Source organism: Dehalogenimonas sp. 4OHTPN (assembly GCF_040448695.1).
Lineage (GTDB): Bacteria > Chloroflexota > Dehalococcoidia > Dehalococcoidales > Dehalococcoidaceae > Dehalogenimonas.
In genome coordinates this window covers 1271796-1293746 of record NZ_CP159307.1, presented here as the reverse complement: position 1 = coordinate 1293746, position 21951 = coordinate 1271796, and the positions used below count along the sequence as shown (strand labels likewise).

Here is a 21951-nt window from a genome sequence, read left to right as displayed (position 1 = left end):
CTTCCGGTTGAGTTTCTATTTCAGGGTTTAGCGCTTTCAGAAATAAATTTCTGGGCGTAGAGGGCAGCCGTCGCTCCGTCGCCGGCTGCGGTGACCACCTGGCGGACGGAGTTAGCTCTGACGTCGCCGGCGGCATAAATCCCGGGGACGTTGGTCTCCATTTTATCGTTGGTGATCACGGCGCCGTACTGGTCGATGCTGATGATGTTCTGAAGGTAACCCGTGTTGGGAATCAGGCCGACGGCGATGAACACGCCTTGGGCGGGCAGAGCTGATTCAGCCCCGGTCTGGACGTTTTTCAGTTTGAGCCGTTCAACCGAATCCTTCCCTTCGATGGCTGTAACTTCGGTGTTCCAGATAAACTCGATTTTAGGATCGGAGAAGGCTTTTTCCTGAAGCACCTTGGTGGCTCGCATGGAGTCCCGCCGGTGAATGACGTAAACCTTTGAGGCAAAATGGGATATATGGGTCGCCTCATTCAGAGCGGCGTTGCCGCCGCCGACCACCGCCACTACTTTCTCGCGGAAGAACGGCCCATCGCAGGTTGCGCAAAAGGAAACACCCCTGCCGGTTAACTCGGTTTCCCCCGGGACGCCCAGCTTTCTTCGCTCGGAACCGCCGGCGATGATGACGGCCGGGGCGGCATAATCCCCGATGGGTGTGGTGACGATCTTTTCTCTGCCGTCAACCCGTATGCCAGTAACGCTGGTTTGAGCGTGCTCGGCGCCGAATCTGGTGGCCTGCTCGTACATTTTCTGGCCCAGATCGTATCCGTGGACAGCCTCGGTGAAGCCGGGATAGTTTTCAATCTCCCAAGCTTCCGCCATGCGCCCGCCTATGGCCGAACCCTCAATGATCAGTGTCTTGAGTTTGGCCCTGGCGGTGTAGAGACCGGCTGAAAGCCCGGCCGGTCCGCCGCCGATAATAATGACGTCATACCGTGACGGCGCTGACATTATCCTTGACCTCCTCGGCGATAAGCTGGGGTATACGCTGTTCCACCGTCCTTTTGGCCATCAGGATGGCGTTCTTGATTGCCTTAGCCCGTGAACGGCCGTGGGAAACGATAATTGTTCCTTTGACTCCGAGCAGGCAGGCGCCGCCGACCTCACGGAAGTCCATGCCTTTGACCATATGGCCGATGCCGACATCAGCCAGCAGAGCTCTGCCGCGAAGGTGAGAAGCCGAGTTTACCGCCTGGCTGACCTGGCGTATCTTGATGATGGAATCGCCCAGACCTTCGAAGGCTTTGATCAGGACGTTGCCGGTAAAGCCGTCGGTAACGATGACGTCGGCCCGGTGGCGTACCAGGTCGTGACCTTCTACGTTGCCGATGAATTTTAATCCTGGGGTCGTTTTCAGCAGCTGATGGGTCTCGATGACCAGTTTGTTGCCTTTGGTTTCTTCCTCTCCGACGCTCATCAGGGCAATGCGCGGGGTTTCGATGCCGATGACGTTTTTGGCATAGATATTACCCAGCCGGGCAAATTCTACAAGATGCTGTGGGCGGCAGTCCGAGTTGGCTCCGGCGTCCAGCAGCAACGCGGGGGCGTGGGGTACCAATTTGATGATGCTGGCTAGGGCGGGCCGTTCGATACCCTCGATTTTACCGAGCAGCAAGTAGGCGGCACATAACATCGCGCCGGTGGAACCGGCCGAGACAAAAGCGTCAGCCTTTCCCTCTTTAACCATCATGGTACCCACCGCGATGGAAGATTTGGGCTTGTTCCTCAAGGCTTCAACCGGATGCTCGTTGAACTCGATAGTCTGTGGAGCATGCGCGATGGAAATATTCAGCTTCTTGAGGTGCCTCCCGGCCTGGACATGCAATACCGGGCGCTTGCCGACCAGAATAATCTCGATACCCTTATCTTTAAGTTCCTGGGCAGCCTTGATGACACCTTTGACTATTTCGTACGGGGCAAAATCACCACCGGAGGCATCTACAGCTATCCGCATACACTTCCCTTCCCTTGTCAACACTCGTGGAGTCGCCGGCCTTGTTCAAGACCGGTTCATATTATGCTCCAACTGCCGCTTTAAGAGCAAGGCAGCCCCCAACGCGCCGGATATCTCCGGCATCCCCGGCACGACCATCTTACAGCCCAGCCGTTCACGAAAAGCCCGTACCATGCCGGCGTTCTTGGCCACTCCCCCCTGAAAAATGACAGGCGGTTCGATATTCCGGTTGCGGCCGGCATCGGCCAGGAAATTTCGTGCCAGGGCCAGGCATAGCCCGTAGATGATATCGGAGACCGACGCTCCGGTCTGCTGCGCGTGAATCAGGTCGGACTCGGCGAAGACGGTGCAGCGGCCGGCAACCTTGATCGGCGACGTGCTTTCCAGCGCTTTGGCGGCGAATTCTTCAATGGACAGCCCCAACCGCCGCGCCTGGTGTTCCAAAAAGCTGCCGGTGCCCGCGGCGCAGACGGTGTTCATGGCGAAGTCCTGCACCAATCCATCTTTCAAGACGATGAACTTGGAGTCCTGGCCGCCGATTTCGATGACGGTACGGGCGTCCGGCACCAGGTGGGCGGCGGCCAGCGCCTGGCAGGTGATTTCGTTCTTGATGATGGTCGCGTCCAGCATTTGACCGACCAACTCGCGGGCACTGCCGGTGACGGCCAGACCGAAAATCTCACCCTCGATCTTTGATTTCACCTCGGCGAGGACCAGTTCGGAAGCCGCCAGCGGGTCGCCGGCCGTGGGTTTGTACGCCGAAGCGAAGAATTTACCATCAGGCGAAAGGACGGCGGCTTTGGTGGAGATGGAGCCGGCATCGAGTCCCAGATAGACACCCATGTAATTTATATATGATCTATTATTTATTTGAGGGCCTTCTCAAACTCGGACCTGACCTTGACCAGCGTCTCCGGGTTGGAGAAGAGGTCGGCGGCGGTCATAGCGATGCCGGCCGCGGCGTCCAGCATGCCCTTGATGCCTTCCTCTGAAGCGGCGTAGGCGGCGAACTCTTTGGTGTGGCCAGAGACGCCCTTGGGGGCGATGGCCAAGAAGCCATGGAGCGACGGCGCGACGCAGGAAACGTTGCCCATATCGGTGGAGCCGAAGGCGTGGGAGCAGTCGTCGAGTTCAATGTCGCGGCCGAGGCTTCTGATATTCTCGGCGAACAGCCCCGCCAGGGTGAAATTTGGCAGCAGCGGTTCGTAGGCGTGCTCGTCCCAGTGGTAGGAAAGCTCGGCGCCGGTCGCCAGCGCCCCGGCGCGGAAGCAGTTTAACACCCTTTCCTTTAATTCCTCGAGGTACTTCATGGTCATGGCGCGCACCAGGAAGGTGCCAGCGGCGTGCCCCGGCACCACGTTGGCTGCCTTGCCGCCATCAGTGATAATCCCATGGAGGCGGGCGGAGGGCTCGATATGCTGCCGTAAAGCCGTCACTCCGTTATAACCGATGATCATGGCATCCAGGGCGTTAATACCTTGCTCCGGGTGGGCGGCGGCGTGGGCTTCTCGCCCGAAATACTCGATATAAAGTGTCACCACTGCTAGTGCTCGTGTTATTGCCGTCGAGTCCGAGCCGGGGTGCACCAGCATGGCGGCGTCCAGGCCGTTGAAAATGCCCTTCTTGACCATGGGAATCTTGCCGCCGTAAAGCTCCTCGGCCGGGGTGCCGATCATGACCACGGTGCCGCCGAACTTGTCGGCGAGGGTTTTGGCGGCTACGGCGGCGCCGACGCTCGCCGTGGCGATGAGGTTATGACCGCAGGCGTGACCGACCTCCGGCAGGGCGTCGTATTCACCGACGAAGGCGATAACAGGTTTGCCGGAGCCGTAGGTGGCCTTCCAGGCTGTCGGCAGATCGGCGATGCCCATCTCGACGGCAAACCCGTTTTGCTTGAGGTGGGCGGTGAGCCAGCCCGCGGCCTGCTTCTCCTTGAAGCCCAACTCAGGATTATCGTGAATGTCCAGGGCTATCTTGCGGAGGGCGGCGGATTGGGAGGCGACGGATTCTTTAGCGCTTTGCTTGAGGGAGGCGAGGTCGTTTCTCATGAGACTGATTATAGCCCAAGCCGCGGCGGGTGGCTATGCGTTTTTCATCCGTGGGCTCGGTGATGATGTCCTTCTGGAAGTTTTTCAGCCGCGGTTCTTTTTCAACGAATATCGGTTTGCCAGTAAAGGGGTTCATGCCGGTGTAATACATCAGGCTTGAATACGTCGAAGGGGCGGGCAGGAAGACCTGGACCTGCTCCGGGTTCATCTTGAGGTTTTTGGCGGCAAAGGCTTTCAGGTTACGCATGTCCGCGACGGTGCAGCCGGGATGGGCGGCAATTAGGTAATAGGTCAGGAACTGCTCCTTGCCCGCCGCTTTGGACAGCCGGTCGAACATTGCCTTGAACTTGAGCGTGGAAGCGGCGGACGGCTTGCCCATGAACCGTAACACGCTTTCTTCAGAGTGCTCCGGGGCCACTTTCATCTGGCCGGAGACATGATGGCCGACGACTTCTTTCAGGTACGGTTCGCCGTGCTGCCTATCGGCCAGCACCAGGTCCGGGCGGACGCCGGAAGCGACGAAGACCTTCTTGATGCCTTCAATCTTGCGCATCTTTTTAAGCAGCGAAACCTGCTTCGTGTGGTCGACGTTGAGCGTCGGACAGACATCCGGGTAGAGGCAGCGCTTGTTGGAGCAGGGGCCGCGTTCCAGTTTATGGCCGCACTCAAAGCCGTACATGTTGGCCGTCGGCCCGCCGACATCGCGGATGTAGCCGGTGAAGTCCGGGTACTTGGTCAGTTCCCGCGCTTCAGCAAGGATCGATTGTTCGCTCCGCCACTGGACGGTGCGGCCTTCATGGACGGCGATGGCGCAGAAGTTGCACTCGCCGTAGCACCCGCGGTGGGATAATATCGAGAACTTGATCGTTTCCAGGGCTTTCACTTTACCCAGGTTTTCGTAATAGGGGTGCTGGGCACGTTCGAAACCCAGGCTGAAGACGCCGTCGAGTTCTAATTGGCTCATCAAGGGCTGCGGCGGGTTCTGCACCAGGTAGCGGTTGCCATGTTTCTGGTACAGCCCTTGAGCAGTGATAGGGTCGTTGTTTTGGTAGAAGGCGTGGAACATGTGGATGAAGGCTTCTTTGTCCTTCTCGACGGCATCCAGCGGCGGCAGTTCAATGTAGTTCTTCCGCACCGCTGCCATTTCGGCCTCGCCGGCGATATAGCACAGGCCGCGGATTTGCTGTACATCGCCGCCTTGATTGAGGGTTCCGGCCAGTTCGGCCGCCGCTTTTTCAGCCATGCCGTAGATCAGGTAATCCGCCTTGGCGTCGAAGAGGATCGAGCCGCGGACCCGGTCGTCCCAGTAGTCGTAATGAGCCACCCGCCGCAGCGAGGCTTCCAACCCCCCGATAACTATCGGGGCGGTGTTCTTGAAATGCTGCCGGATGAGGTTGGTATAAACAATGGCGGCACGGTCGGGGCGGCGGGTGTTCCGGCCGCCGGGGGTGTAGTCGTCGCTTCTCCGTTTCTTCTTGAGCGAGGTGTAGTTGGCGATCATGCTGTCGATGCAGCCGCCGGTGATGCCCCAGAAAAGCCTCGGCTCACCCAGGCGGGTGATGTCCGCCGCCGAATGAATGTCTGGCTGGGCGATGATGCCGACGCGGTACCCGGCCCGCGCAAGCATCTTGCCGATGACGGCGGCACCGATGAAAGGGCTGTCGATATATGAATCGCCGGTGACCAGGACAACGTCGAGTTGGTTCCAGCCAATGGCGTTAAGTTCTGCTTTAGTGGTAGGTAGAAACATTAGAGCCCCGAGTTTCATTCGCCGCTTTGCTTGGCGGCGTTCTCCAGGGTCCAAATTACTTTGTTGACCGTCACCATCACCGCGTAATTGCAGTGCTCCATCGGCTGGATGGTTTTATGACCGGCTTCAGTCACGCCAAGCGGCCAGACGCGGCAGGTATGGGGGCGGTCGGCGTAAATCAGGCAGCGGCCGTTTTTGGGGTTCCACCAGCCGCACGGGTGCGCTTTCTTTATCAACCATTCTTTGCCGTCGAATATGAACAGGTCTTCGCGCCTTTGCTTCAGTTTACGGCTGATGCGCAGGGTATCTTCCTCGTCAACGACGATCCGCTTGGTCTGGGAACAACACCAGCCGCAGCCGGTGCACGACTCCTTGAGCCGCTTCATCAGGCCTCTGGAATCGGGCCCGATGATGTCGATAATGCTGATCAGGTCGATAATTTCTTCAGGCGGCAGCTTGTGAGCCGGCGGGTAAATTTCGAGCAGCGCCGCGCCGACCCGGGCAACATACTTTTTGTATTTTTCCCCAAATTGACCGCTGAAGTGCCCTGCCGCCAGACCGCGGGCGACAGCCAGGTCGGCATCGGACACACCTAAAGCTTTAAAATAATTCGGCATCCCTCAAACTTCGCAGTCGGATTGTATGTGACCAATATCACTTCATTGATTCTGTACATCATGTAGTATAATACAATATCCAGTGCAGGAGTGAACGATGCCTATTTACGAGTATTCATGCAAGTCTTGCGCCAAGAGATTTGAGTTGCTCCGCCGCCTGTCCGATACGGCGGCGGTGACCTGCCCAAAATGCGGCTCCTATGAAGTTGAACGTAAGATATCAAATTTCAGTTGCGGCATCGGGGGCGGCGCGGGTAGTTACGGCGGCGCCGGCTGCGGGCCGTCGCCAAGGGTTTCATCTTGAGGGTAGCTCCCGGATCCGGTTCGGATCCGAAAAATTGAAAAACTTCGCCCGGACAGAATTGTCTGTCCGGGTCTGGTTTGTTAAAATACGCGGAAAAAAGGGACTCGAATGCCGCTATACGAATACCGCTGCGAAAAATGCAAAAAGAAGTTTGAACTCCTTCGTAAGGTCACTGACACGTCACCTGTGACCTGCCCCAACTGCGGCGATACCGAAATCAAAAAGAAGGCTTCCACCTTCGTCACCACGGGGAAGGCGCCGCGCAAGATGCCCTGGGAGTTATCCTAGCAGCACCAGGCCACCAGGCTCTGCTGCCTTATAAATCCTCTTTCAGGAGGTTCCAGTGCCGCTTTACGACTATATTTGCCAGAAATGTAAAAACAAGTTCGAGATGCTCAGGAAGTTTTCGGATTCCAGTCCCGTCGCCTGCCCGAAATGCGCCTCAACCGAGGTAACCCGCAAACCCGCAACCTTCATCACCGGCGGTGATAAGCACAAGCAGCATCCTCACTGGCCTTTTGAGCGGGGATAAACCGGTTATGATGCCGCGGAAAAAGCCTTAGAGAAACTCGAAGGCTTTTTGCATTTATAAAGCTTCTTTTTCCGAGGCTTCCACCGCTTTGCGCAGTTCGGCGTTAAGCATCGGCGGCAGACCCTCGATATCCACTTTCAAGAAACCGCGAATGATAGCTGCGGTGGCTTCGTCACGGGTTAAACCCCGGGCCATCAGGTATTCCACTTCGTCTTCGGCAATCTTACCCACCGCCGCCTCATGGGACAGGTCGACGTTGGGAACCGTAGCTTTTAGTTCCGGGATGGCGTGGATGGAGCCGTTATCTTTAAGAATCAGGCCGCGGCATTCCAGATGCCCCTTGATGTCGGGCGCGTTGCCCTCCATGTAGCCGCGCGAAACGATCTCGCCGCCGGCGGTGATTGCCCGGGCGATCATCTCGGTGCGGGCACCCGGAGCGTTGAGAAAGGCGCGGGAACCCAGATCCATATGGGAGCCGGGAGTGGCCACCATGATCGAGTTGAAGCGCACCGTGGCGTTCTTTCCGACGCATCGGGCGATCGGCGATGCCTGGATGGAGTGCACCGGTTTCATGATAACGTAGTTGGATAGGAACAATCCGTCCTCTTCGATGATCGCTCCGGTACGCGGCCGTACCTCGGTCTCCGGCGACCAGGTGTGAATCATGGAAAATGTTATCTTGGCGCCCTTTTTGATGTAGAACTCGGAGACGCCCAGATGCAGGCCCATCTCCTGGCGGTGGGCAACGGCGCAGCCGGTGATGATATGCAGCTCCGAGCCTTCCTCGGCGATGATAATGTTGTGAACATCCTGGACCGCTTTGCCGGCCTCCAGGTAGAGGCAGGCCTGGACGGGGTAATCGGTCTTGACTCCCGGGAGGGCGCGGATGAAATAGCCGTCGGCACCGTGGAGCTCAACATGGGCGGTATACTTGTCGGCGTCTACGGCCACCGCCTTCCACCAGTAGTCCTTGAGCCAGTCGTACTTCTCCCAGGCGGCGGAGATGCTCATGACCTCGATGCCTTGCTGGGCGGCGTGGAAGTGCACCGGGGTGTTGTCCATCTGGACGAAGGTGCCGGAACGGCCGGTCCGGTCGTCCAGCATGATTCCGGACTCCAGCATGCGGCTTTTATCTTTTTCGGAAATGGTCTCCGGGCTGTCCAGGTAACCTTTTTCGCCCCTGACCGGCACCTTGAACCCGTCGAGGTCGATATCCGGCCCGGCGGCGGCTTTTTTAGCCGCGGCGGCCCGGGCGCGTTCGGAGAAATCAGGAGCCTTTACCTTTTGCAGATCTGACATGAGGCGCACTCTCCATAACCTTTGATTTTGATGGTTTCCAGGATTTCATGGGGGTCGCCCTCGCAGATGATGCGGCCTTCAAACATAACATATCCCGTGCGGGCATTGACATATTCAAGAATATGGCCGGTATGGGAGATGATCAGTCCGCTGCGGGTGCGGTTGCGCATCGGATGGGTTTTTTCCAGCAGGTCGTTGATCAGGTCGCCGATGAGAGCGATGTTTTCCAGGTCAACACCGGATTCCGGTTCGTCCAGGAGTACCAGATCGGGGCTTTGGGCCAGGAGCTGCAGCAGTTCGGAACGCTTGGTCTCGCCGCCGGAAAAGCCGTAGTTGATGTCCCGGTCCAGGAAATCGGTCATGTTGGCTCTTTCCGCCAGGCGCGACAGCGTGTCGCCGTCCTCGCGGCCTCGGAAGCAGGCGGTAACCATATCCCGGGTCTTAACGCCGCGGACAATCGGGGGACGCTGGAAGGAAAGACCTATGCCGACGCGCGCCCGCTCGTCCAGGGTAGCATCGGTAACGTCCTGTCCCTCGAAGATGATCTGGCCGCCGGTAATTTTGTATTTCGGGAAGCCCATAATGGTCATGAGCAGGGTAGTCTTGCCGCTGCCGTTGGGACCGTAGATAACATGAGTCTCGCCGGCTTTGATTGACAAGCTGATGCCATGGAGGATTTCTTTGCCCTCGACGGCTACCTTGAGGTTCTTAATTTCCAATAATTTATCGCTGTCCATTGACTACCTCCCGGATGATATATCTATTATCGGTTACCATTCTGCGGGGGTCAAATAAGAGAACCGCCGCTGGCTGGCTGGTATGCTATAATGGCGCGTTTCAGATCAGGGGCAGAATTGACCAAAACAAGAATCGCCAATTTGATTTCCGACGGGCTCAATCCCCTGGCAGCGGGATTGATCATCCTGGGTTTAGTAGCATCGGAGGCTGCCGGTTCGGCGGTTGAAGCACTGAAATGGTTTATTGCGGTGACCGGTCTGTGCTTCGTGCCGCCGCTACTCATCGCCGTTTATCTGGTCAGAACGGGACGCATGGATGCCCTTTTCTCAAACCGGCGGCACCAGCGCCACCGGATCTATGTCGTCGGGCTTTTCTTCAACGTCCTGGGGATCTTCATCCTGACATGGTTGAATGCCCCGCAGCTCTTAACTGCCGCCCTGATCGCCGGTCTGGCTTCCATAGTCAGTTTCGCTTTCATCAATCTTTGGTGGAAAATTTCAGTTCATGCGTCAACGGTTGCGGCACTGGTGACGGTGTTGCATCTCCTCTATGGCGCTTGGGCGGTTCCTTCTTTGTCGCTCATCCCTTTGATGGGTTGGGCCCGGGTGCATCTCGGGCAGCATACTGCCGCCCAGGTGGCAATCGGTTCCGCCCTTTCTTCTTTAATCGTTCTCATCATTTTTACCCGGTACGGCGGTATTTAACCTAAGGCGCCAACGCTTGACCGGGCAATTCCAAACCGATACAATAACAAGCGTTGTTCGCGCCGGGGTAGCTCAGTTGGTAGAGCAGCGGACTGAAAATCCGCGTGTCCCCAGTTCAAGTCTGGGCCTCGGCACCACCCCCTGATCTTTAACAACATTCGGCTTTTTGCCGGAGTGGCGGAATGGTAGACGCGGCAGTCTCAAAAACTGCTAGGGGGCAACTCCTGTGTCGGTTCGAGTCCGACCTTCGGCACCAGCTTTGAGCTGATGAAAAGCCTTGCCGAGTTGTGTAGTGGTAGCACAGAGGACTTTGGATCCTTTTGCCCAGGTTCGAATCCTGGCTCGGCAGCCAGACCCACACTCCCGAGTAGCTCAGTGGTAGAGCGGTCGGCTGTTAACCGATTGGCCGAAGGTTCGAATCCTTCCTCGGGAGCCAATTTTTTTTAGCCATTTTACCTCAGGTTCGGCTCTGTTAAGATATGGCTATGCCGAATCTCGATGCCACCGTGCCACCTGCCTCTGACTCGAAAAAGATCCTCGGCGTGCGCCCCAACGTCTTCTATCTTGGCCTGACCAGTTTTTTCACTGACATCTCGTCGGAGATGATATTTACCCTGGTGCCGCTGTTCCTGGCCAACGTCCTCGGCGTAGCCCCCTCCGTAATCGGCCTGGTCGGCGGCGTGTCGGATTCTACCGAGGCCCTGGTCAAGATTTACTCCGGCCGGCTGGCCGACAGGCTGCGCCGCTACAAGGCACTGTCGATAGCCGGCTACGGGCTGTCGACGCTGGCTAAGCCGTTCATGTACCTGGCCGGGCACTGGACCGCCGTGCTGGGCATCCGTTTCGCCGACCGGCTGGGCAAGGGGCTGCGCACCTCGCCGCGGGACGCCCTCATCGCCGCCTCGATCGAACCAAAAGAACGCGGGCGCAGTTTCGGCCTGCACAAAGCCATGGACTCGGCGGGGGCTTTCCTCGGCCTGTTCATCGCCGCGACGGTTATCTACCTGACCCAGCGCGGCAGTGTCGATCTGACCCAGGACACTTTCCGACTACTGGTCGTCATCGGCGTCATCCCGGCCGTCATCTCGGTCGTCATTTTGGCCACTATGGTCAAGGATCCCCGCCGGGCGGCGTGGGTTGAGGTCGAAAAGACCGGCTTTCGCGATACGGTCAATGGCATGAGCCGGGAATTCAAGCTGTTCCTGCTGGTGCTCGGCATCTTCACCCTGGGCAATTCGTCGAGCTTCTTCGCCATCCTCCGGGCGCAAAATCTGGGCAATTCCGTCCTCGATGTCACCCTGATGCTGGTTGTCTTCAACATCACCTATATGCTGGCGGCGACGCCGGCCGGCGTCCTGTCAGACCGGCTTGGCCGCAGAACCCTGATGATGATCGGCTGGGGCATCTACGCCGCCGCGTATCTGGGATTCGCCGCCGCCGGCGCCAGCTGGCATATCTGGCTGCTGTTCGCCGTCTTTGGCGTCTATTACGGCATCGTGGAGGGGGTGGCTAAGGCTTTCGTCGCCGACCTGGTACCGCCGGAGAAGCGGGGTACCGCCTTCGGCATGTACCACGGCGTGCTGGGACTGCTGCTGCTACCGGCCAGCCTTATTGCCGGGTTCCTGTGGCAGGAGGTGTCACCCGCCAGCCCGTTCTTCTTCGGCGCGGCAATGGCGTTCCTGGCGATGCTCGGATTGATGGTGCTGGTCAAGCCGGCTAAGTCAGTGTGACGTTGTCGATTAACCGCGTCCGCCCGATACGGACAGCAAGAGATACCAAGGCCGGCCTGATAACGAAAGCCAGCTCATCAAGGCTGCCGGCGTCGGCCACCGAAACATAATCGATGTGGGCAAGCGGTTCAGCTGAGATCAGTTCTGTCATCCGCTGCCGGACGATTTCGGCGTCCCTCTCTCCGCCGTTGATCAGTTCCTCAGCCAGCTTCAATGACCGGTAGAGCACCGTGGCGGCTTCACGTTCGGCCGGATTCAGATAGGTATTGCGGCTGCTCATGGCCAGGCCGTCGCCTTCCCTCACCGTGGGCATGACGGCGATTTCGACCGGCACGTCGAGGTCGGCGACCATCTTCCTGATGACCGCCGCCTGCTGGGCGTCCTTCTGGCCGAAGTAGGCTCGCTGCGGCTGGATCAAGTTGAACAGCTTGAGGACGACGGTGGCTACTCCGCGGAAGTGGCCGGGCCGAGCGGCGCCCTCCAGCCTATGGGCGGTTTTTCCGGGCACGACGACAGTATCGGCGCCGGGGGGATACATTTCCCCGGCGCCGGGTAAAAACACGGCGTCGGCGCCGGTGTTTTCAAGCAGCTTTAGATCCCGGTTAGTGTCCCGGGGATAAGCGCCGAAATCCTCGTCCGGTCCAAACTGGGTGGGATTGACGAAGATGCTGACAAAAGTATACTCGCACTCGGCCTTCGACCTGCGTACCAGGGACAGGTGTCCCTCATGAAGGAAACCCATAGTCAGCACCAGCCCGACGCTCCCCGCCAATTGTTTCCGGTAATCGCGTAACGCGCTGATCGACCTAAGTACTTTCATCTTCCCGCCGCAGGTCTTCGATGACCGCCTCATTCATGTCGAAACCGTGTTCGGCGGCTGGGAACACCCCGCTCTTCACGTCGCTGGCGTAGGTTGTCACCGCTTCGGCGATCTCGTCGGCCAGCTTATCGTAGCGGCCGGCGTGTTTAGGCACGAAGTCGGTGAACAGGCCCAGCAGGTCGGAGATGACCTGCACCTGGCCGTCGCAGCCGGGCCCGGCGCCGATTCCGATGGTAGGTATATTGATTCTTGAGGTGATATAGGCCGAGAGCTCGGACGGCATCGTCTCCAAGACGATGGCGAAGGCTCCGGCGGCTTCCAGAGCCCGGGCGTCGGCCAGCAGTCTCCTGGCCGCCTCCGGCGTCCGGCCCTGCACCCTATAGCCGGATAGTTGGTTGACCGACTGCGGGGTGAGGCCGATATGGCCCATCACAGGTATGCCGCAGTCGACCAGTTTTTTTACCTTGTCGGCTATGGTGATGCCGCCTTCGAGTTTGACCGCCTGGGCGCCGGCCTCCTGGATGAAGCGGGCGGCGTTCCGCATTGTCTCCTCGATGGTGATGTGATAGGTCATGAACGGCATGTCGCCCACTACCATGGCTTTACTAGAGCCCCGGACGACGGCTTTGGTGTGGTGGATCATATCGTCCATGGTCACCGGTATGGTCGATTCATATCCGAGGACTACTGTGCCCAGGGAGTCCCCGACCAGTATGATCGGGATTCCGGCGGCGTCGATGATTTTCGCCGTCGAATAGTCGTAGGCGGTAAGCATGGCGAACCTCTCGCCCCTGGCTTTGTAGTCCTTGACCTGCTGGACGGTGGTTCTCATCTGAGGCTCCTTTGTCATTCCCGCGAAGGCGGGAATCCATAAGAGTTATTAGAAAGAAATCGCGCCGATAGCCTGCTTCACCGAGGTAATGCGGTTATTTTCGTCTACGTAAACCAGTGTAGGCATATGGCTGGAAAGCTGATCCTCAGCCACCTGGTCATAAGTTAGTATGATGACCAGGTCACCTTTACAGGCGCAGCGGGCGGCGGCGCCGTTGAGGCCTATCTCGCCAGAGCCCGCCTCGCCTTCGATAGCATAGGTGGCGAATCGGGCGCTGTTGTTCAAATTGAGCACCTGCACCTGCTCGAACGGCAGGATATCGGCGGCTTTCAAGAGGTCGCGGTCAATGGTGATGCTGCCCTCGTATTCCAGGTCGCAGCGGGTGACCCGCGCCCGGTGCAGCTTGCTCTTAAGCATCGTTCTCATAGTCTCTTCTCCAGTAATGCTCTGAGTTCGGCGGCTTTTCCCTCATCAATGCCGCCTTTGGCGGCGGCGACGGGTATGGTTTCCAGTCCGAGTTTTCGGTAAATATCCAACGTCTGCGGGGCATTTTCGACGAGCGCCTCGAGGTGCCGCTTAATGGTGGCCGTGTCGCCGCGGGCGATCGGCCCGGTGAGGCATTCCGGTATGCCGATATTCTCGATGTAGTCCAGTGTGCCGCGGATGAGGGGTACCAGGGCCCTGGCGGCCTGTTCCCGGTTGGCGAAGCCCTGCCACAGCCCGGCGGCCAGGGCGACGAGAGTCACCAGGTAGTTGGAAGCCATGACCGCCGACACATGGTACAAAACCCGGTCGGCGCCGGAAAGCTCCACGCTGCGGCCGCCCAACCGCGAAGCCATCTGCTGGAGCAGCGCCTTCAATGGCTCCTCGGCTTCGATGGCGAAGGTGATGCCGGGCAGAATTTCCGCCTCGGCGCGGGAGCCGATAGCCTGCAGCGGATGAAATACGCCGGTGATCGCTCCCTGCACTCTTAGCGGCTCGAGGACATCGAGAGGCGTCGCCGCGGAGACGTGGCAGGCCATCACCCCGGGCCGGGCCGTAAGCGCCGCGGCTGTCCCGCCAATGGCGGCGTCGGGAACGGCGATGAACACCACATCGGCCGCCTCGCAGATGCCTTGCGGCTTGTCGAAGGCGATGGCTGAAGGCAGTCGGTCAGCCAGTTTGTAGGCTGAAGCCGGGCTGCGGCTGGCGACGGCGGCCACAGTGTAGCCGGCCCGCGACAGGCCCATGGCCAGGGCGGTGCCCGCCTTTCCGGCGCCGATGATGCCGATCTTTAAATCGCCGCCCGTCATAAAACGCTGATGCCTCCCCGGCAAAAGCAGGGAAGGCATTCCTTCCGGGCTATTGCCGTCTCGTTCCTTCAAAAGAAGGATACAAGCGGACTGTTTATAACGTCATTATATCCCAAGAGTCCCTGCGAGGTAAAACCTGAGAGCAGAAAAGACCGTTCGTGGTGGCTCGTTGAACCATGATTGGGCGGTCAGCCCCTGATCATTTCTGCAAAGATGAATGTGAGGAAGGATATACCAGCTGCTATCTGGAAATGGAGCTGCTGGTAAGCCTGCCGAACCATTCGTCACAAAGAACTTCTAGGCCGGGAATCGGCGGTTTCCTGAACAGGTCGGCGTGGAGTTCGGTGACTGAGACGCAGTCTTCTTCGATAGCTTTGATATCGGTGCCGGCGGCGGCTTCGGAATCCAGTTTGCGGCGCACCAGCCAGTAGAACTCGCGGCGGCCGTCGTGACCTTCCTTGACGGTGTCGATGTGGGTCTTGTGGGCCAGGTGACAGAGCCTGACGCCTTTGATCCGGTCAAGCGGTATGTCTGGTGCATTGACGTTCAGGAAGATATCGCCGGAAAGGCGGCCGGAAGCGATGTCGGCGGCGATGATGGCCGCCAGACGGGCCGGGGTTTCATGGTTGTTCGACTCGATGTTGAAGGTGGACACGGCGACGGCAGGGATGTTTCTCAGATACGCCTGCAGCGCCGCGCCGACAGTGCCTGATATCAGGACGTCATCGCCGACATTTGGGCCGTTATTGATGCCGGAAACCACCAGACCGACGGGCTTCTCCATTACCCGTTCCAGTCCCAGGATCACCGCGTCGCCGGGGAGTCCCTCGGTGGCCCAGCACTCGATGCCGCCGACATGCGAGGTCACTTTGCCGACGCGCAGCGGGTGGCGCAGGGTCAGAGAGGTGCCGGTGGCGCTCTGCTCCCGGTCCGGCGCGACAATGGTAACCCGGCCTATGGTGTTGAGATGGCTGGCCAGGGTCCACAGTCCGGCGGAATGGATGCCGTCGTCATTAGAGATGAGTATTTTCACGGGAGGTTAGGATAACACATCGGCACCAAAGGGTAAACCGGCCCGTGGCGGTGGAAGCCGCCGAACCGCTATAATTGACCGCTTTGAGAACCTCTGATTTCAATTATCATCTGCCGCTTGAATATATCGCCCAGACCCCGGCTGAGCCCCGGGACAGTTCACGGCTGCTGGTCCTCGACCGCCTTTCCCGGGCTATCGAGCACCGCCGCTTCTCCGACATCCTCGATTACCTGCGGCCGGGCGACGCCATGGTTTTCAACGATTCCCGGGTGATCCCCGCCCGACTGTTCGGCTGTAAAAAGGATACCGGCGCCCGCGTCGAGGCGCTGCTCCTCCTGCGCCGCGCCCCCGGAGAGTGGCAGGCGCTCATCAAACCGGCCAGACGCCTCGGTATCGGTAGCGTGGTGGAGCTTTACGATAAATCGGGTACTGCCGCTGGAGTCACCCTGGAACTGCTGCATAAAGACGCTGACGGCACCGCGACCCTCCGGATTTCCGATGAAGCCCGCCTGGACGAACTCGGCATCCTGGCGCTGCCGCCCTACATTCACCACCAGCTCACCGAAACCGAAGTGGAGCGTTACCAAACGGTCTATTCCAGGGTCGCCGGTTCAGTCGCCGCGCCGACAGCCGGGCTGCATTTCACGCCGTCACTTCTGGCGGCTATCGAGGCCAAAGGAGTGAAGCTTCTTTTCGTGACCCTGCACATCGGTTTGGATACTTTCCGTCCTGTCAAGGAAGAAGACCCGTCGAAGCACCCCATCCATCGGGAGTACGCCGTATTGCCGTTGGAAACGGCCGCTGCCATTAACGAGGTGAAAGCTTCAGGCGGGCGGATTTTCGGTGTCGGCACCTCTGCGGTGCGGACTTTGGAGTGGGCGGCCGGACAAAATGGGTTGCCGCTGAAACCTTTCGCGGGTTGGGTGGAACTTTTCATCCTGCCCGGTTTCGAGTTCCGGGTTATCGACTGTCTGGTGACCAATTTCCACCTGCCCCGAGGCACACCGCTAATGCTGGCCGCGGCATTCACCGGTTGGGACAGGTTGAGAGCAGCCTACGACACCGCTGTCGCCCGGAAGTACCGGTTTTACAGCTTCGGCGACGGCATGCTGATTGTTTAGATCCGGCGGGAACAAAAAAGGCCGACCTTTTAGGTCGGCCTTTTTATACTGGAGGTCTATTCCCATTTGAAGAAGCGGACCGTCAGGAACATGCATGCTGCCAGCCAGGCGACCATGACGGCGATGTCTATGCCCATGGAATACAGCGGCGGCGAATTTACCATCACCTGCCTGAAAGCGTCGCCGAGGTAAGTCAGCGGCATGGCAGTGATTACCGGCCGGATAAAATCAGGCATCATTTCCACCGGCCAGAAGATGCCGGACAGGAACATCATAGGAAATGAAATCAGGTTGACGATAGGCGTGGCGCCTTCGACGGTTTTGACTCTGGCTCCGACTACGTAACCCAGAGCGATGAACAGCAAAGTTCCAAGCATGACCAGCCCGACGAGTAAAAACCAGTTGCCCAGGACCGGCACGCCGAAGACAGCATAGGCAACGCCGATGATTATCGCCGCCTGGATGACGGCAATCCCCAGGCGGAAGATGAGCTGGCTGGCAACGACGACGCCGCGGGTCAGGGGCGTCACGCCGAGGCGTTTCAGCACCTTCTTTTCGCGCCATTCGACCAGAGGCAGCACGCCGAACAAGCCGCTCTGCATGATGGACAGCGCCAAGATGCCCGGGACGAAGAAATCTATGAAACTGAGGTTGGCAGCCAGGATGGACTCTTCAGCCAGGGTTAATACCACCGGCGCCTGGGTGATCTGGCGGTTGAATTCGTCTACCAACTGCCGCAGCACAGGAATGATGACTTGACTGGTCGTTGTCTGGGACGGGTCGTGATAAAGAGTGACCGCCGCGGCGGTACCGGAACCGATGGCGTCATCCAGACCGGCTGGAATGACCACCACCGCGGCCAGGTCGCCGCTCTTCAAAGAATCCAGAGTTGTGTCCAAATCGCCTTCAGTGATGGTGAAAATAGGCACGTTGTGCAAGGCTTCGCTGATGTGAACGGCGGTGGTCGAGTCATCTTGCCGCACCACCCCGATGTTGTAGTTGACCATGTTATCGCCGCCGAAAACCATACCGAAAAGGAAGATGAAAATCAGCGGGAAAGCGAAGGTGAAGAAGACCGCGGTTTTATCCCGCATGAATTGTTTGAAGTTGGCTACCAGGAGTTTGTTGAAAGCGGTCATTCTCTGATTTTCCTCCCGGTGAGTTTCAGGAATACGTCCTCCAGGGAAGCCTCTCGCACACGTAGGTCTTTGAGTGAAGAGGTGATGCCCCGGCCTTCGGCGTACTTGAGGGTCGCGGACATGGTGGCCGGGATATCGTCGGAATAAATGACGATTTCATTCAGGTCTGAAGCCACGCTGGTGGCTCCCGGGAAAGCCAGCAATTCTTCCGTCTCGGGTCTGGGGTCGAGTTCAAATTGAACCGCTTTATCGTGGAAGTTGGCATTGATTAAACCTCGCGGCGTATCCAGGGCGATGATTTTGCCATGATCTATGATGGCGATGCGGTCGCACAGTCTCTCCGCCTCTTCCATGTAATGGGTCGTTAAAAAGATCGTTTTGCCCTTGGCTCTCATGTCTTCGATAACCTGCCACATGCCGCGCCTCACCTGCGGGTCGAGGCCCGTTGTCGGTTCATCTAGAAAGGCAATCTCCGGATCGTTGACCAGCGCCATCGCCACCGAAAGGCGCTGCAGTTGGCCGCCGGAAAGGTTTTTGACCACCACTTTCCGACTCTCTGTCAATGACAGCATCCCCAGTAGCTCATCTATCGGCAGCGAACGGTCGTAGAACCCGGCAAAGACATCGAGCAGTTCCTCAACTGTGAGTGAAGGCATCAGTGACGGCGTTTGAAGCTGCGCCCCTATTCTCTGTTTGATAGCCATCGAAGCGTGCTCCGAGTCCATGCCCAGTACGGTCACCGTGCCGGAATCAGCCTTACGAAGACCTTCGATAATTTCCACGGTGGTTGTCTTGCCGGCGCCGTTCGGGCCGAGCATGCCGAAAACTTCACCGCGCTGGACCTCGAAACTGATGCCGTCAACGGCCCGAATCGGACCGTAAACCTTGACTAGGTTTTCAACTTTGATAACCACACTGACTCCTTTGCAGGTTATCTGATTCTGAAAAAGATTAATAAAACCGTGGTTATTATAACACGCGGTTTAAATCGAGGAACATAGCCTTTTGGGTAGACATATACTGGTCTGATGTCTATAATTTGGAGCCGTGACCGGCAGCTTTGACCTCAGGCTTTTGTATTCCCGTGAAGATATCGCCGCCATGGTACGCGCGCTGGCGGCGCGCATTTCCGCTGATTACGCCGGAAAAGAGCTGCTGGTCATCGGCGTGCTCAAAGGCGCGGTCGTTTTCCTTGCCGATCTTATCAGGGAATTGACCATTCCGGCGGAGGTTGACTTCATCGGCCTGTCGTCCTACGGAGATGGGGTAACCACCTGCGGCGAAGTCGAGGTGACAGCTTTTCCGGCAGCGTCTATAGAGAGCCGCCACATCCTGGTCGTTGAAGATATAATCGATACCGGCCTGTGTCTTGATGCCCTGTTGAAGTTCCTCGCCGCCCGCCGCCCGGCTTCGGTCAGGGTATGCGCCCTGATGGATAAGCCTGCCCGACGCCAGGTCAAAGTTGAAGTCGCCTACTCAGGATTCACTCTTCCAGACAAATTCGTGGTGGGCTACGGACTTGACTTCGCCCAGCGCTACCGCCAACTGCCGCAGATCTACACTTTGGAGGAGGCGCCCGTTGAAAGACAGCTTGCATCGGACGATTAACGTTGCCCGCGGCCTGGAGCCAGCGGACCTCCTGTTCATAAACGCCAGAGTGGTCAACGTTTTCGATGGTGAGATAGAGAAAACCGCCGTCGCCGTTTGCGATGGGGTCGTTGCCGGAGTGGGCGATTATTCCGAGGCAAAAGAGGTCATCGACCTCGGCGGCAAATACCTGCTGCCCGGCCTCATCGACGGCCACACTCACATTGAGTCCTCGATGCTCGATATCGGCCAGTACGCCCGGGCCGTTGCAGCCCGCGGCACCACCGGCGTCGTTACCGACCTGCATGAACTGACTAATGTTGTCGGCCTGGACGGCATCAAATACATCCTCAAGGCCGCCAAAAAGCTGCCGCTGGATATGTACGTTATGGCGCCGTCCTGCGTCCCAGCCACCCACCTGGAGACGTCGGGCTCAGCCGTTGACGCCAGGGAGATCGTCCGTCTGCTCAAGCAGGGCGGTGTTATCGGACTGGGCGAGATGATGAACTTCCCCGGCGTTATCTTCGCCGACGCGTTAGTACTTGATAAGCTCAAAGCATCGGAAGGTAAGATCATCGACGGTCATGCCCCGGGGCTTTCCGGCCGTGACCTGAACGCTTACATCTCGGCGGGCATCGGCTCGGACCACGAATCCACGCGTTTGGCGGAAGCCCGTGAGAAACTAGCCCGCGGTCTGCACATCATGATCCGCGAGGGCTCGACGGAGAAAAACCTGGCCGAGCTGCTGCCGCTGGTGACTGACAAGACTTACAAGCGCTGCATGTTCGTAGTTGACGACCGGAGTTGTTCGGATCTGCGCCGGGACGGTGATCTGGATGCCGTCGTCCGCAAAGCCATCGCCCTGGGACTGGACCCAGTGCGGGCCGTTCAACTGGCGACGATCAACCCGGCGGAGTATTTCGGCCTGCGGCAGGCCGGCGCCATTGCTCCCGGCTACGCCGCCAATCTTCTTGTCGTCGATAACCTGAAATCATTTAACATAAAGCAAGTATTTTTCCGCGGCAAGCTGATTGCCCGTAACGGCGAAGCTTTGTTTAAGCCTCGTGTCCGCGCCCCGTCGCGCCTGCGCCGGAGCATGAACGTCGCCCCTTTCGCGGCGGCCGGCCTCGCCATGGACCTGTCGCCGGAGACGGTGCCGGTTGTCGGGGTCATACCGGGCCAGATTGTCACCCGCTACCTTCGGGAAACGGTTAAATCGGTGCCGGACTTCGAGCGGGACATCCTCAAACTCGTCGTCGTCGAGCGGCATCACGCCACTGGCAATATCGGCAAAGGTTTGGTCAGCGGTTTCGGCCTGTCGCGGGGCGCGCTGGCATCTTCGGTGGCCCATGACTCCCACAACATCGTCTGCGTCGGCACCACCGACGATGATATCTGCGCCGCCGTCCAGGCGGTCGTTACTATGGGCGGCGGGCTGGCCGTGGCCGAAGGAGGCAGAGTGTTCGAGTCCTTGCCGCTGCCCTTTGCCGGTCTGATGTCCTCGGAACCTTTGGATAAAGTCATCCAAGGCTTCGAAGCGGTGGAGGCCGCCGCCAGGGACATCGGCGCCAGGCTGACCGCCCCCTTTGCCGCACTGTCTTTCTTAGCATTGCCGGTCATCCCGGAACTCAAGATCACCGATAAAGGCATGGTAGACGTCGCTGCCTTCAAGCTGATTTGATCCAATGCCAACCGGAGCATGGCGAAAAAAGCTCGGATGTCTTAATTAGTATTCAAGAAGGGTTCCGCTCATGGTCTACAGACAAGCCAATCGCGACCCAATCTTCGAAAACCGCTTCGACGCCGGCAAACAGCTGGCCGAAAAGCTCTCTGCCTATAAAAACGAAGCGACGATCGTTTTGGCTATTCCCAACGGCGGCCTGCCGATAGGCCTGCAGGTAGCCCTTGCCCTGGGCGCTGAGCTGGACGTCGTTATCTCCCGGAAAATTCCCATCCCGCTGCGGCCGGAAGGCGGCTTCGGCGCCGTGGCTGATGACGGGACGACTATTTTGAACCATGATCTGGTCCGTGACCTGAAATTGACCCCGTCGCAAATCAATTACCAGGTGGCCGGCGTCCGCAATGAAATTCAGAAGCGCAGCATCTTCTACCGGGGAACTCGGCCCCTGTCGGTCGTCACCGGCAAGACGGTCATCATCGTTGATGACGGCCTGGCTTCCGGCTACACCATGATGGCCGCGGTGGAGTCCGTCCGCCGCCGCCGCCCGGCGCGGATTATCGTCGCCGTACCGGTGGCATCGGAAATGGCGGTGCGCAAAGTTGAGAAAGTGGCTGACCGGATTGTGACGGTGGAAACGGCGCTGGCGCCCAAGTTCTATGTTTCCTACTACTACCGCTACTGGAACACCGTCTCCGACGACGAAGGCCTGAAGTGCCTCAAGGAATGGGAAATGAGGCGGTTCAAGAACAAGGGGTAGCAGTTTTC

At 58.5% G+C, this 21951-nt stretch carries 24 protein-coding genes and 4 tRNA genes; 13 read left to right on the top strand and 15 right to left on the bottom strand.

The window, feature by feature from the left end:
- Positions 1 to 20 precede the first annotated feature (20 nt).
- The 6 genes from trxB to ABV300_RS06680 are packed head-to-tail and all read right to left on the bottom strand — an operon-like array spanning position 21 to position 6374.
- Positions 21 to 956, bottom strand: a complete 936-nt coding sequence (gene trxB, locus ABV300_RS06705; RefSeq protein ID WP_353714108.1) for a thioredoxin-disulfide reductase — start codon at positions 954 to 956, stop codon at positions 21 to 23.
- Positions 934 to 1959 carry a phosphate acyltransferase PlsX gene (plsX, locus tag ABV300_RS06700; protein ID WP_353714107.1) on the bottom strand — a complete coding sequence of 342 codons (1026 nt, stop codon included), beginning with the start codon at positions 1957 to 1959 and terminating at the stop codon, positions 934 to 936. Before plsX ends, trxB begins: the two co-directional genes overlap by 23 nt.
- A 45-nt stretch (positions 1960 to 2004) precedes the next feature.
- Complete coding sequence (locus ABV300_RS06695; RefSeq protein WP_353714106.1) at positions 2005 to 2802, bottom strand: acyl-CoA dehydratase activase; 798 nt, start codon at positions 2800 to 2802, stop codon at positions 2005 to 2007.
- Positions 2803 to 2825: 23 nt separating this feature from the next.
- The gene (locus tag ABV300_RS06690) at positions 2826 to 4007 is read right to left on the bottom strand and encodes a M20 family metallopeptidase (protein WP_353714105.1); all 1182 of its coding nucleotides are present in this window, start codon (positions 4005 to 4007) and stop codon (positions 2826 to 2828) included.
- Positions 3970 to 5757 carry a YgiQ family radical SAM protein gene (locus tag ABV300_RS06685; protein WP_353715376.1) on the bottom strand — a complete coding sequence of 596 codons (1788 nt, stop codon included), beginning with the start codon at positions 5755 to 5757 and terminating at the stop codon, positions 3970 to 3972. Before ABV300_RS06685 ends, ABV300_RS06690 begins: the two co-directional genes overlap by 38 nt.
- Before the next feature lie 14 nt (positions 5758 to 5771).
- Positions 5772 to 6374 carry a YkgJ family cysteine cluster protein gene (locus ABV300_RS06680; protein ID WP_353714104.1) on the bottom strand — a complete coding sequence of 201 codons (603 nt, stop codon included), beginning with the start codon at positions 6372 to 6374 and terminating at the stop codon, positions 5772 to 5774.
- 97 nt (positions 6375 to 6471) lie between these two features.
- Between ABV300_RS06680 and ABV300_RS06675 the strand changes: the two genes are divergently transcribed.
- From ABV300_RS06675 to ABV300_RS06665, 3 genes are all read left to right on the top strand, one after another.
- Positions 6472 to 6678, top strand: coding sequence for a zinc ribbon domain-containing protein (locus tag ABV300_RS06675; RefSeq protein WP_353714103.1), 207 nt, complete (start codon positions 6472 to 6474; stop codon positions 6676 to 6678).
- A 108-nt stretch (positions 6679 to 6786) separates the two neighbouring features.
- A complete protein-coding gene (locus tag ABV300_RS06670) occupies positions 6787 to 6966 on the top strand; it encodes a zinc ribbon domain-containing protein (protein WP_058439671.1) in 180 nt (59 codons plus the stop codon).
- Between the two features lie 55 nt (positions 6967 to 7021).
- On the top strand, positions 7022 to 7210 hold the full coding sequence (locus ABV300_RS06665) for a zinc ribbon domain-containing protein (RefSeq protein WP_353714102.1): 189 nt from the start codon (positions 7022 to 7024) through the stop codon (positions 7208 to 7210).
- Positions 7211 to 7264: 54 nt separating this feature from the next.
- On the opposite strand, the gene ABV300_RS06660 is transcribed toward ABV300_RS06665, so the two are convergent.
- Positions 7265 to 8509: a SufD family Fe-S cluster assembly protein gene (locus ABV300_RS06660; protein WP_353714101.1), complete on the bottom strand. Its 1245-nt coding sequence runs from the start codon at positions 8507 to 8509 to the stop codon at positions 7265 to 7267.
- Positions 8488 to 9246: an ABC transporter ATP-binding protein gene (locus ABV300_RS06655; RefSeq protein WP_058439668.1), complete on the bottom strand. Its 759-nt coding sequence runs from the start codon at positions 9244 to 9246 to the stop codon at positions 8488 to 8490. The genes ABV300_RS06660 and ABV300_RS06655 overlap by 22 nt, the downstream gene beginning before the upstream one ends.
- Positions 9247 to 9363: 117 nt before the next feature.
- Between ABV300_RS06655 and ABV300_RS06650 the strand changes: the two genes are divergently transcribed.
- The 6 genes from ABV300_RS06650 to ABV300_RS06625 all read left to right on the top strand — a co-directional run bounded on the left by ABV300_RS06650 (position 9364) and on the right by ABV300_RS06625 (position 11681).
- Positions 9364 to 9951: a hypothetical protein gene (locus ABV300_RS06650; RefSeq protein ID WP_353714100.1), complete on the top strand. Its 588-nt coding sequence runs from the start codon at positions 9364 to 9366 to the stop codon at positions 9949 to 9951.
- A 61-nt stretch (positions 9952 to 10012) separates the two neighbouring features.
- Positions 10013 to 10088 (top strand) — tRNA-Phe (locus ABV300_RS06645).
- Between the two features lie 31 nt (positions 10089 to 10119).
- Positions 10120 to 10207, top strand: a tRNA-Leu gene (locus ABV300_RS06640).
- 22 nt (positions 10208 to 10229) lie between these two features.
- Positions 10230 to 10303 (top strand) — tRNA-Gln (locus ABV300_RS06635).
- A 9-nt stretch (positions 10304 to 10312) separates the two neighbouring features.
- A tRNA-Asn gene (locus ABV300_RS06630) sits at positions 10313 to 10387 on the top strand.
- A 49-nt stretch (positions 10388 to 10436) separates the two neighbouring features.
- Positions 10437 to 11681, top strand: a complete 1245-nt coding sequence (locus tag ABV300_RS06625; RefSeq protein ID WP_353714099.1) for an MFS transporter — start codon at positions 10437 to 10439, stop codon at positions 11679 to 11681.
- Here ABV300_RS06625 and panC read toward each other — a convergent pair.
- From panC to surE, 5 genes are all read right to left on the bottom strand, one after another.
- Complete coding sequence (gene panC / locus ABV300_RS06620) at positions 11668 to 12501, bottom strand: pantoate--beta-alanine ligase (RefSeq protein WP_353714098.1); 834 nt, start codon at positions 12499 to 12501, stop codon at positions 11668 to 11670. The two genes, ABV300_RS06625 and panC, sit on opposite strands and share 14 nt — an antisense overlap.
- Positions 12488 to 13333: a 3-methyl-2-oxobutanoate hydroxymethyltransferase gene (panB, locus tag ABV300_RS06615; RefSeq protein ID WP_353714097.1), complete on the bottom strand. Its 846-nt coding sequence runs from the start codon at positions 13331 to 13333 to the stop codon at positions 12488 to 12490. Before panB ends, panC begins: the two co-directional genes overlap by 14 nt.
- A gap of 48 nt (positions 13334 to 13381) precedes the next feature.
- The gene (gene panD / locus ABV300_RS06610; RefSeq protein WP_353714096.1) at positions 13382 to 13759 is read right to left on the bottom strand and encodes an aspartate 1-decarboxylase; all 378 of its coding nucleotides are present in this window, start codon (positions 13757 to 13759) and stop codon (positions 13382 to 13384) included.
- A complete protein-coding gene (locus tag ABV300_RS06605; RefSeq protein WP_353714095.1) occupies positions 13756 to 14625 on the bottom strand; it encodes a Rossmann-like and DUF2520 domain-containing protein in 870 nt (289 codons plus the stop codon). Before ABV300_RS06605 ends, panD begins: the two co-directional genes overlap by 4 nt.
- Positions 14626 to 14866: 241 nt before the next feature.
- Positions 14867 to 15658 (bottom strand): 5'/3'-nucleotidase SurE, encoded by a 792-nt coding sequence (gene surE / locus ABV300_RS06600; protein ID WP_353714094.1) that lies wholly within the window; start codon positions 15656 to 15658, stop codon positions 14867 to 14869.
- 83 nt (positions 15659 to 15741) lie between these two features.
- Here surE and queA point away from each other — a divergent pair, with 83 nt between their 5' ends.
- Positions 15742 to 16779 carry a tRNA preQ1(34) S-adenosylmethionine ribosyltransferase-isomerase QueA gene (gene queA, locus ABV300_RS06595; RefSeq protein ID WP_353715375.1) on the top strand — a complete coding sequence of 346 codons (1038 nt, stop codon included), beginning with the start codon at positions 15742 to 15744 and terminating at the stop codon, positions 16777 to 16779.
- A 56-nt stretch (positions 16780 to 16835) separates the two neighbouring features.
- Here the strand turns inward: queA and ABV300_RS06590 are convergent, their stop codons facing one another.
- Both ABV300_RS06590 and ABV300_RS06585 read right to left on the bottom strand, forming a co-directional pair.
- Entirely contained in the window at positions 16836 to 17918 is a 1083-nt protein-coding gene (locus ABV300_RS06590) for an ABC transporter permease (RefSeq protein WP_353714093.1), read from the bottom strand.
- Positions 17915 to 18832: an ABC transporter ATP-binding protein gene (locus tag ABV300_RS06585; protein WP_353714092.1), complete on the bottom strand. Its 918-nt coding sequence runs from the start codon at positions 18830 to 18832 to the stop codon at positions 17915 to 17917. The genes ABV300_RS06590 and ABV300_RS06585 overlap by 4 nt, the downstream gene beginning before the upstream one ends.
- Positions 18833 to 18965: 133 nt before the next feature.
- Here ABV300_RS06585 and hpt point away from each other — a divergent pair, with 133 nt between their 5' ends.
- The 3 genes from hpt (at position 18966) to ABV300_RS06570 (ending at position 21943) form a co-directional block, all read left to right on the top strand.
- Complete coding sequence (gene hpt / locus ABV300_RS06580; protein WP_353714091.1) at positions 18966 to 19526, top strand: hypoxanthine phosphoribosyltransferase; 561 nt, start codon at positions 18966 to 18968, stop codon at positions 19524 to 19526.
- Entirely contained in the window at positions 19498 to 21186 is a 1689-nt protein-coding gene (ade, locus tag ABV300_RS06575) for an adenine deaminase (protein WP_353714090.1), read from the top strand. The genes hpt and ade overlap by 29 nt, the downstream gene beginning before the upstream one ends.
- A gap of 70 nt (positions 21187 to 21256) precedes the next feature.
- Complete coding sequence (locus tag ABV300_RS06570; RefSeq protein WP_353714089.1) at positions 21257 to 21943, top strand: phosphoribosyltransferase family protein; 687 nt, start codon at positions 21257 to 21259, stop codon at positions 21941 to 21943.
- The last annotated feature ends 8 nt before the right edge of the window (positions 21944 to 21951 follow it).

Bases quoted from the DNA above. Each gene is read 5' to 3' on its own strand.
- trxB (WP_353714108.1), bottom strand. From the start codon at position 956: ATGTCAGCGCCGTCACGGTATGACGTCATTATTATCGGCGGCGGACCG.
- plsX (WP_353714107.1), bottom strand. From the start codon at position 1,959: ATGCGGATAGCTGTAGATGCCTCCGGTGGTGATTTTGCCCCGTACGAA.
- ABV300_RS06695 (WP_353714106.1), bottom strand. From the start codon at position 2,802: ATGGGTGTCTATCTGGGACTCGATGCCGGCTCCATCTCCACCAAAGCC.
- ABV300_RS06690 (WP_353714105.1), bottom strand. From the start codon at position 4,007: ATGAGAAACGACCTCGCCTCCCTCAAGCAAAGCGCTAAAGAATCCGTC.
- ABV300_RS06685 (WP_353715376.1), bottom strand. From the start codon at position 5,757: ATGTTTCTACCTACCACTAAAGCAGAACTTAACGCCATTGGCTGGAAC.
- ABV300_RS06680 (WP_353714104.1), bottom strand. From the start codon at position 6,374: ATGCCGAATTATTTTAAAGCTTTAGGTGTGTCCGATGCCGACCTGGCT.
- ABV300_RS06675 (WP_353714103.1), top strand. From the start codon at position 6,472: ATGCCTATTTACGAGTATTCATGCAAGTCTTGCGCCAAGAGATTTGAG.
- ABV300_RS06670 (WP_058439671.1), top strand. From the start codon at position 6,787: ATGCCGCTATACGAATACCGCTGCGAAAAATGCAAAAAGAAGTTTGAA.
- ABV300_RS06660 (WP_353714101.1), bottom strand. From the start codon at position 8,509: ATGTCAGATCTGCAAAAGGTAAAGGCTCCTGATTTCTCCGAACGCGCC.
- ABV300_RS06655 (WP_058439668.1), bottom strand. From the start codon at position 9,246: ATGGACAGCGATAAATTATTGGAAATTAAGAACCTCAAGGTAGCCGTC.
- ABV300_RS06625 (WP_353714099.1), top strand. From the start codon at position 10,437: ATGCCGAATCTCGATGCCACCGTGCCACCTGCCTCTGACTCGAAAAAG.
- panC (WP_353714098.1), bottom strand. From the start codon at position 12,501: ATGAAAGTACTTAGGTCGATCAGCGCGTTACGCGATTACCGGAAACAA.
- panB (WP_353714097.1), bottom strand. From the start codon at position 13,333: ATGAGAACCACCGTCCAGCAGGTCAAGGACTACAAAGCCAGGGGCGAG.
- panD (WP_353714096.1), bottom strand. From the start codon at position 13,759: ATGAGAACGATGCTTAAGAGCAAGCTGCACCGGGCGCGGGTCACCCGC.
- ABV300_RS06605 (WP_353714095.1), bottom strand. From the start codon at position 14,625: ATGACGGGCGGCGATTTAAAGATCGGCATCATCGGCGCCGGAAAGGCG.
- ABV300_RS06590 (WP_353714093.1), bottom strand. From the start codon at position 17,918: ATGACCGCTTTCAACAAACTCCTGGTAGCCAACTTCAAACAATTCATG.
- ABV300_RS06570 (WP_353714089.1), top strand. From the start codon at position 21,257: ATGGTCTACAGACAAGCCAATCGCGACCCAATCTTCGAAAACCGCTTC.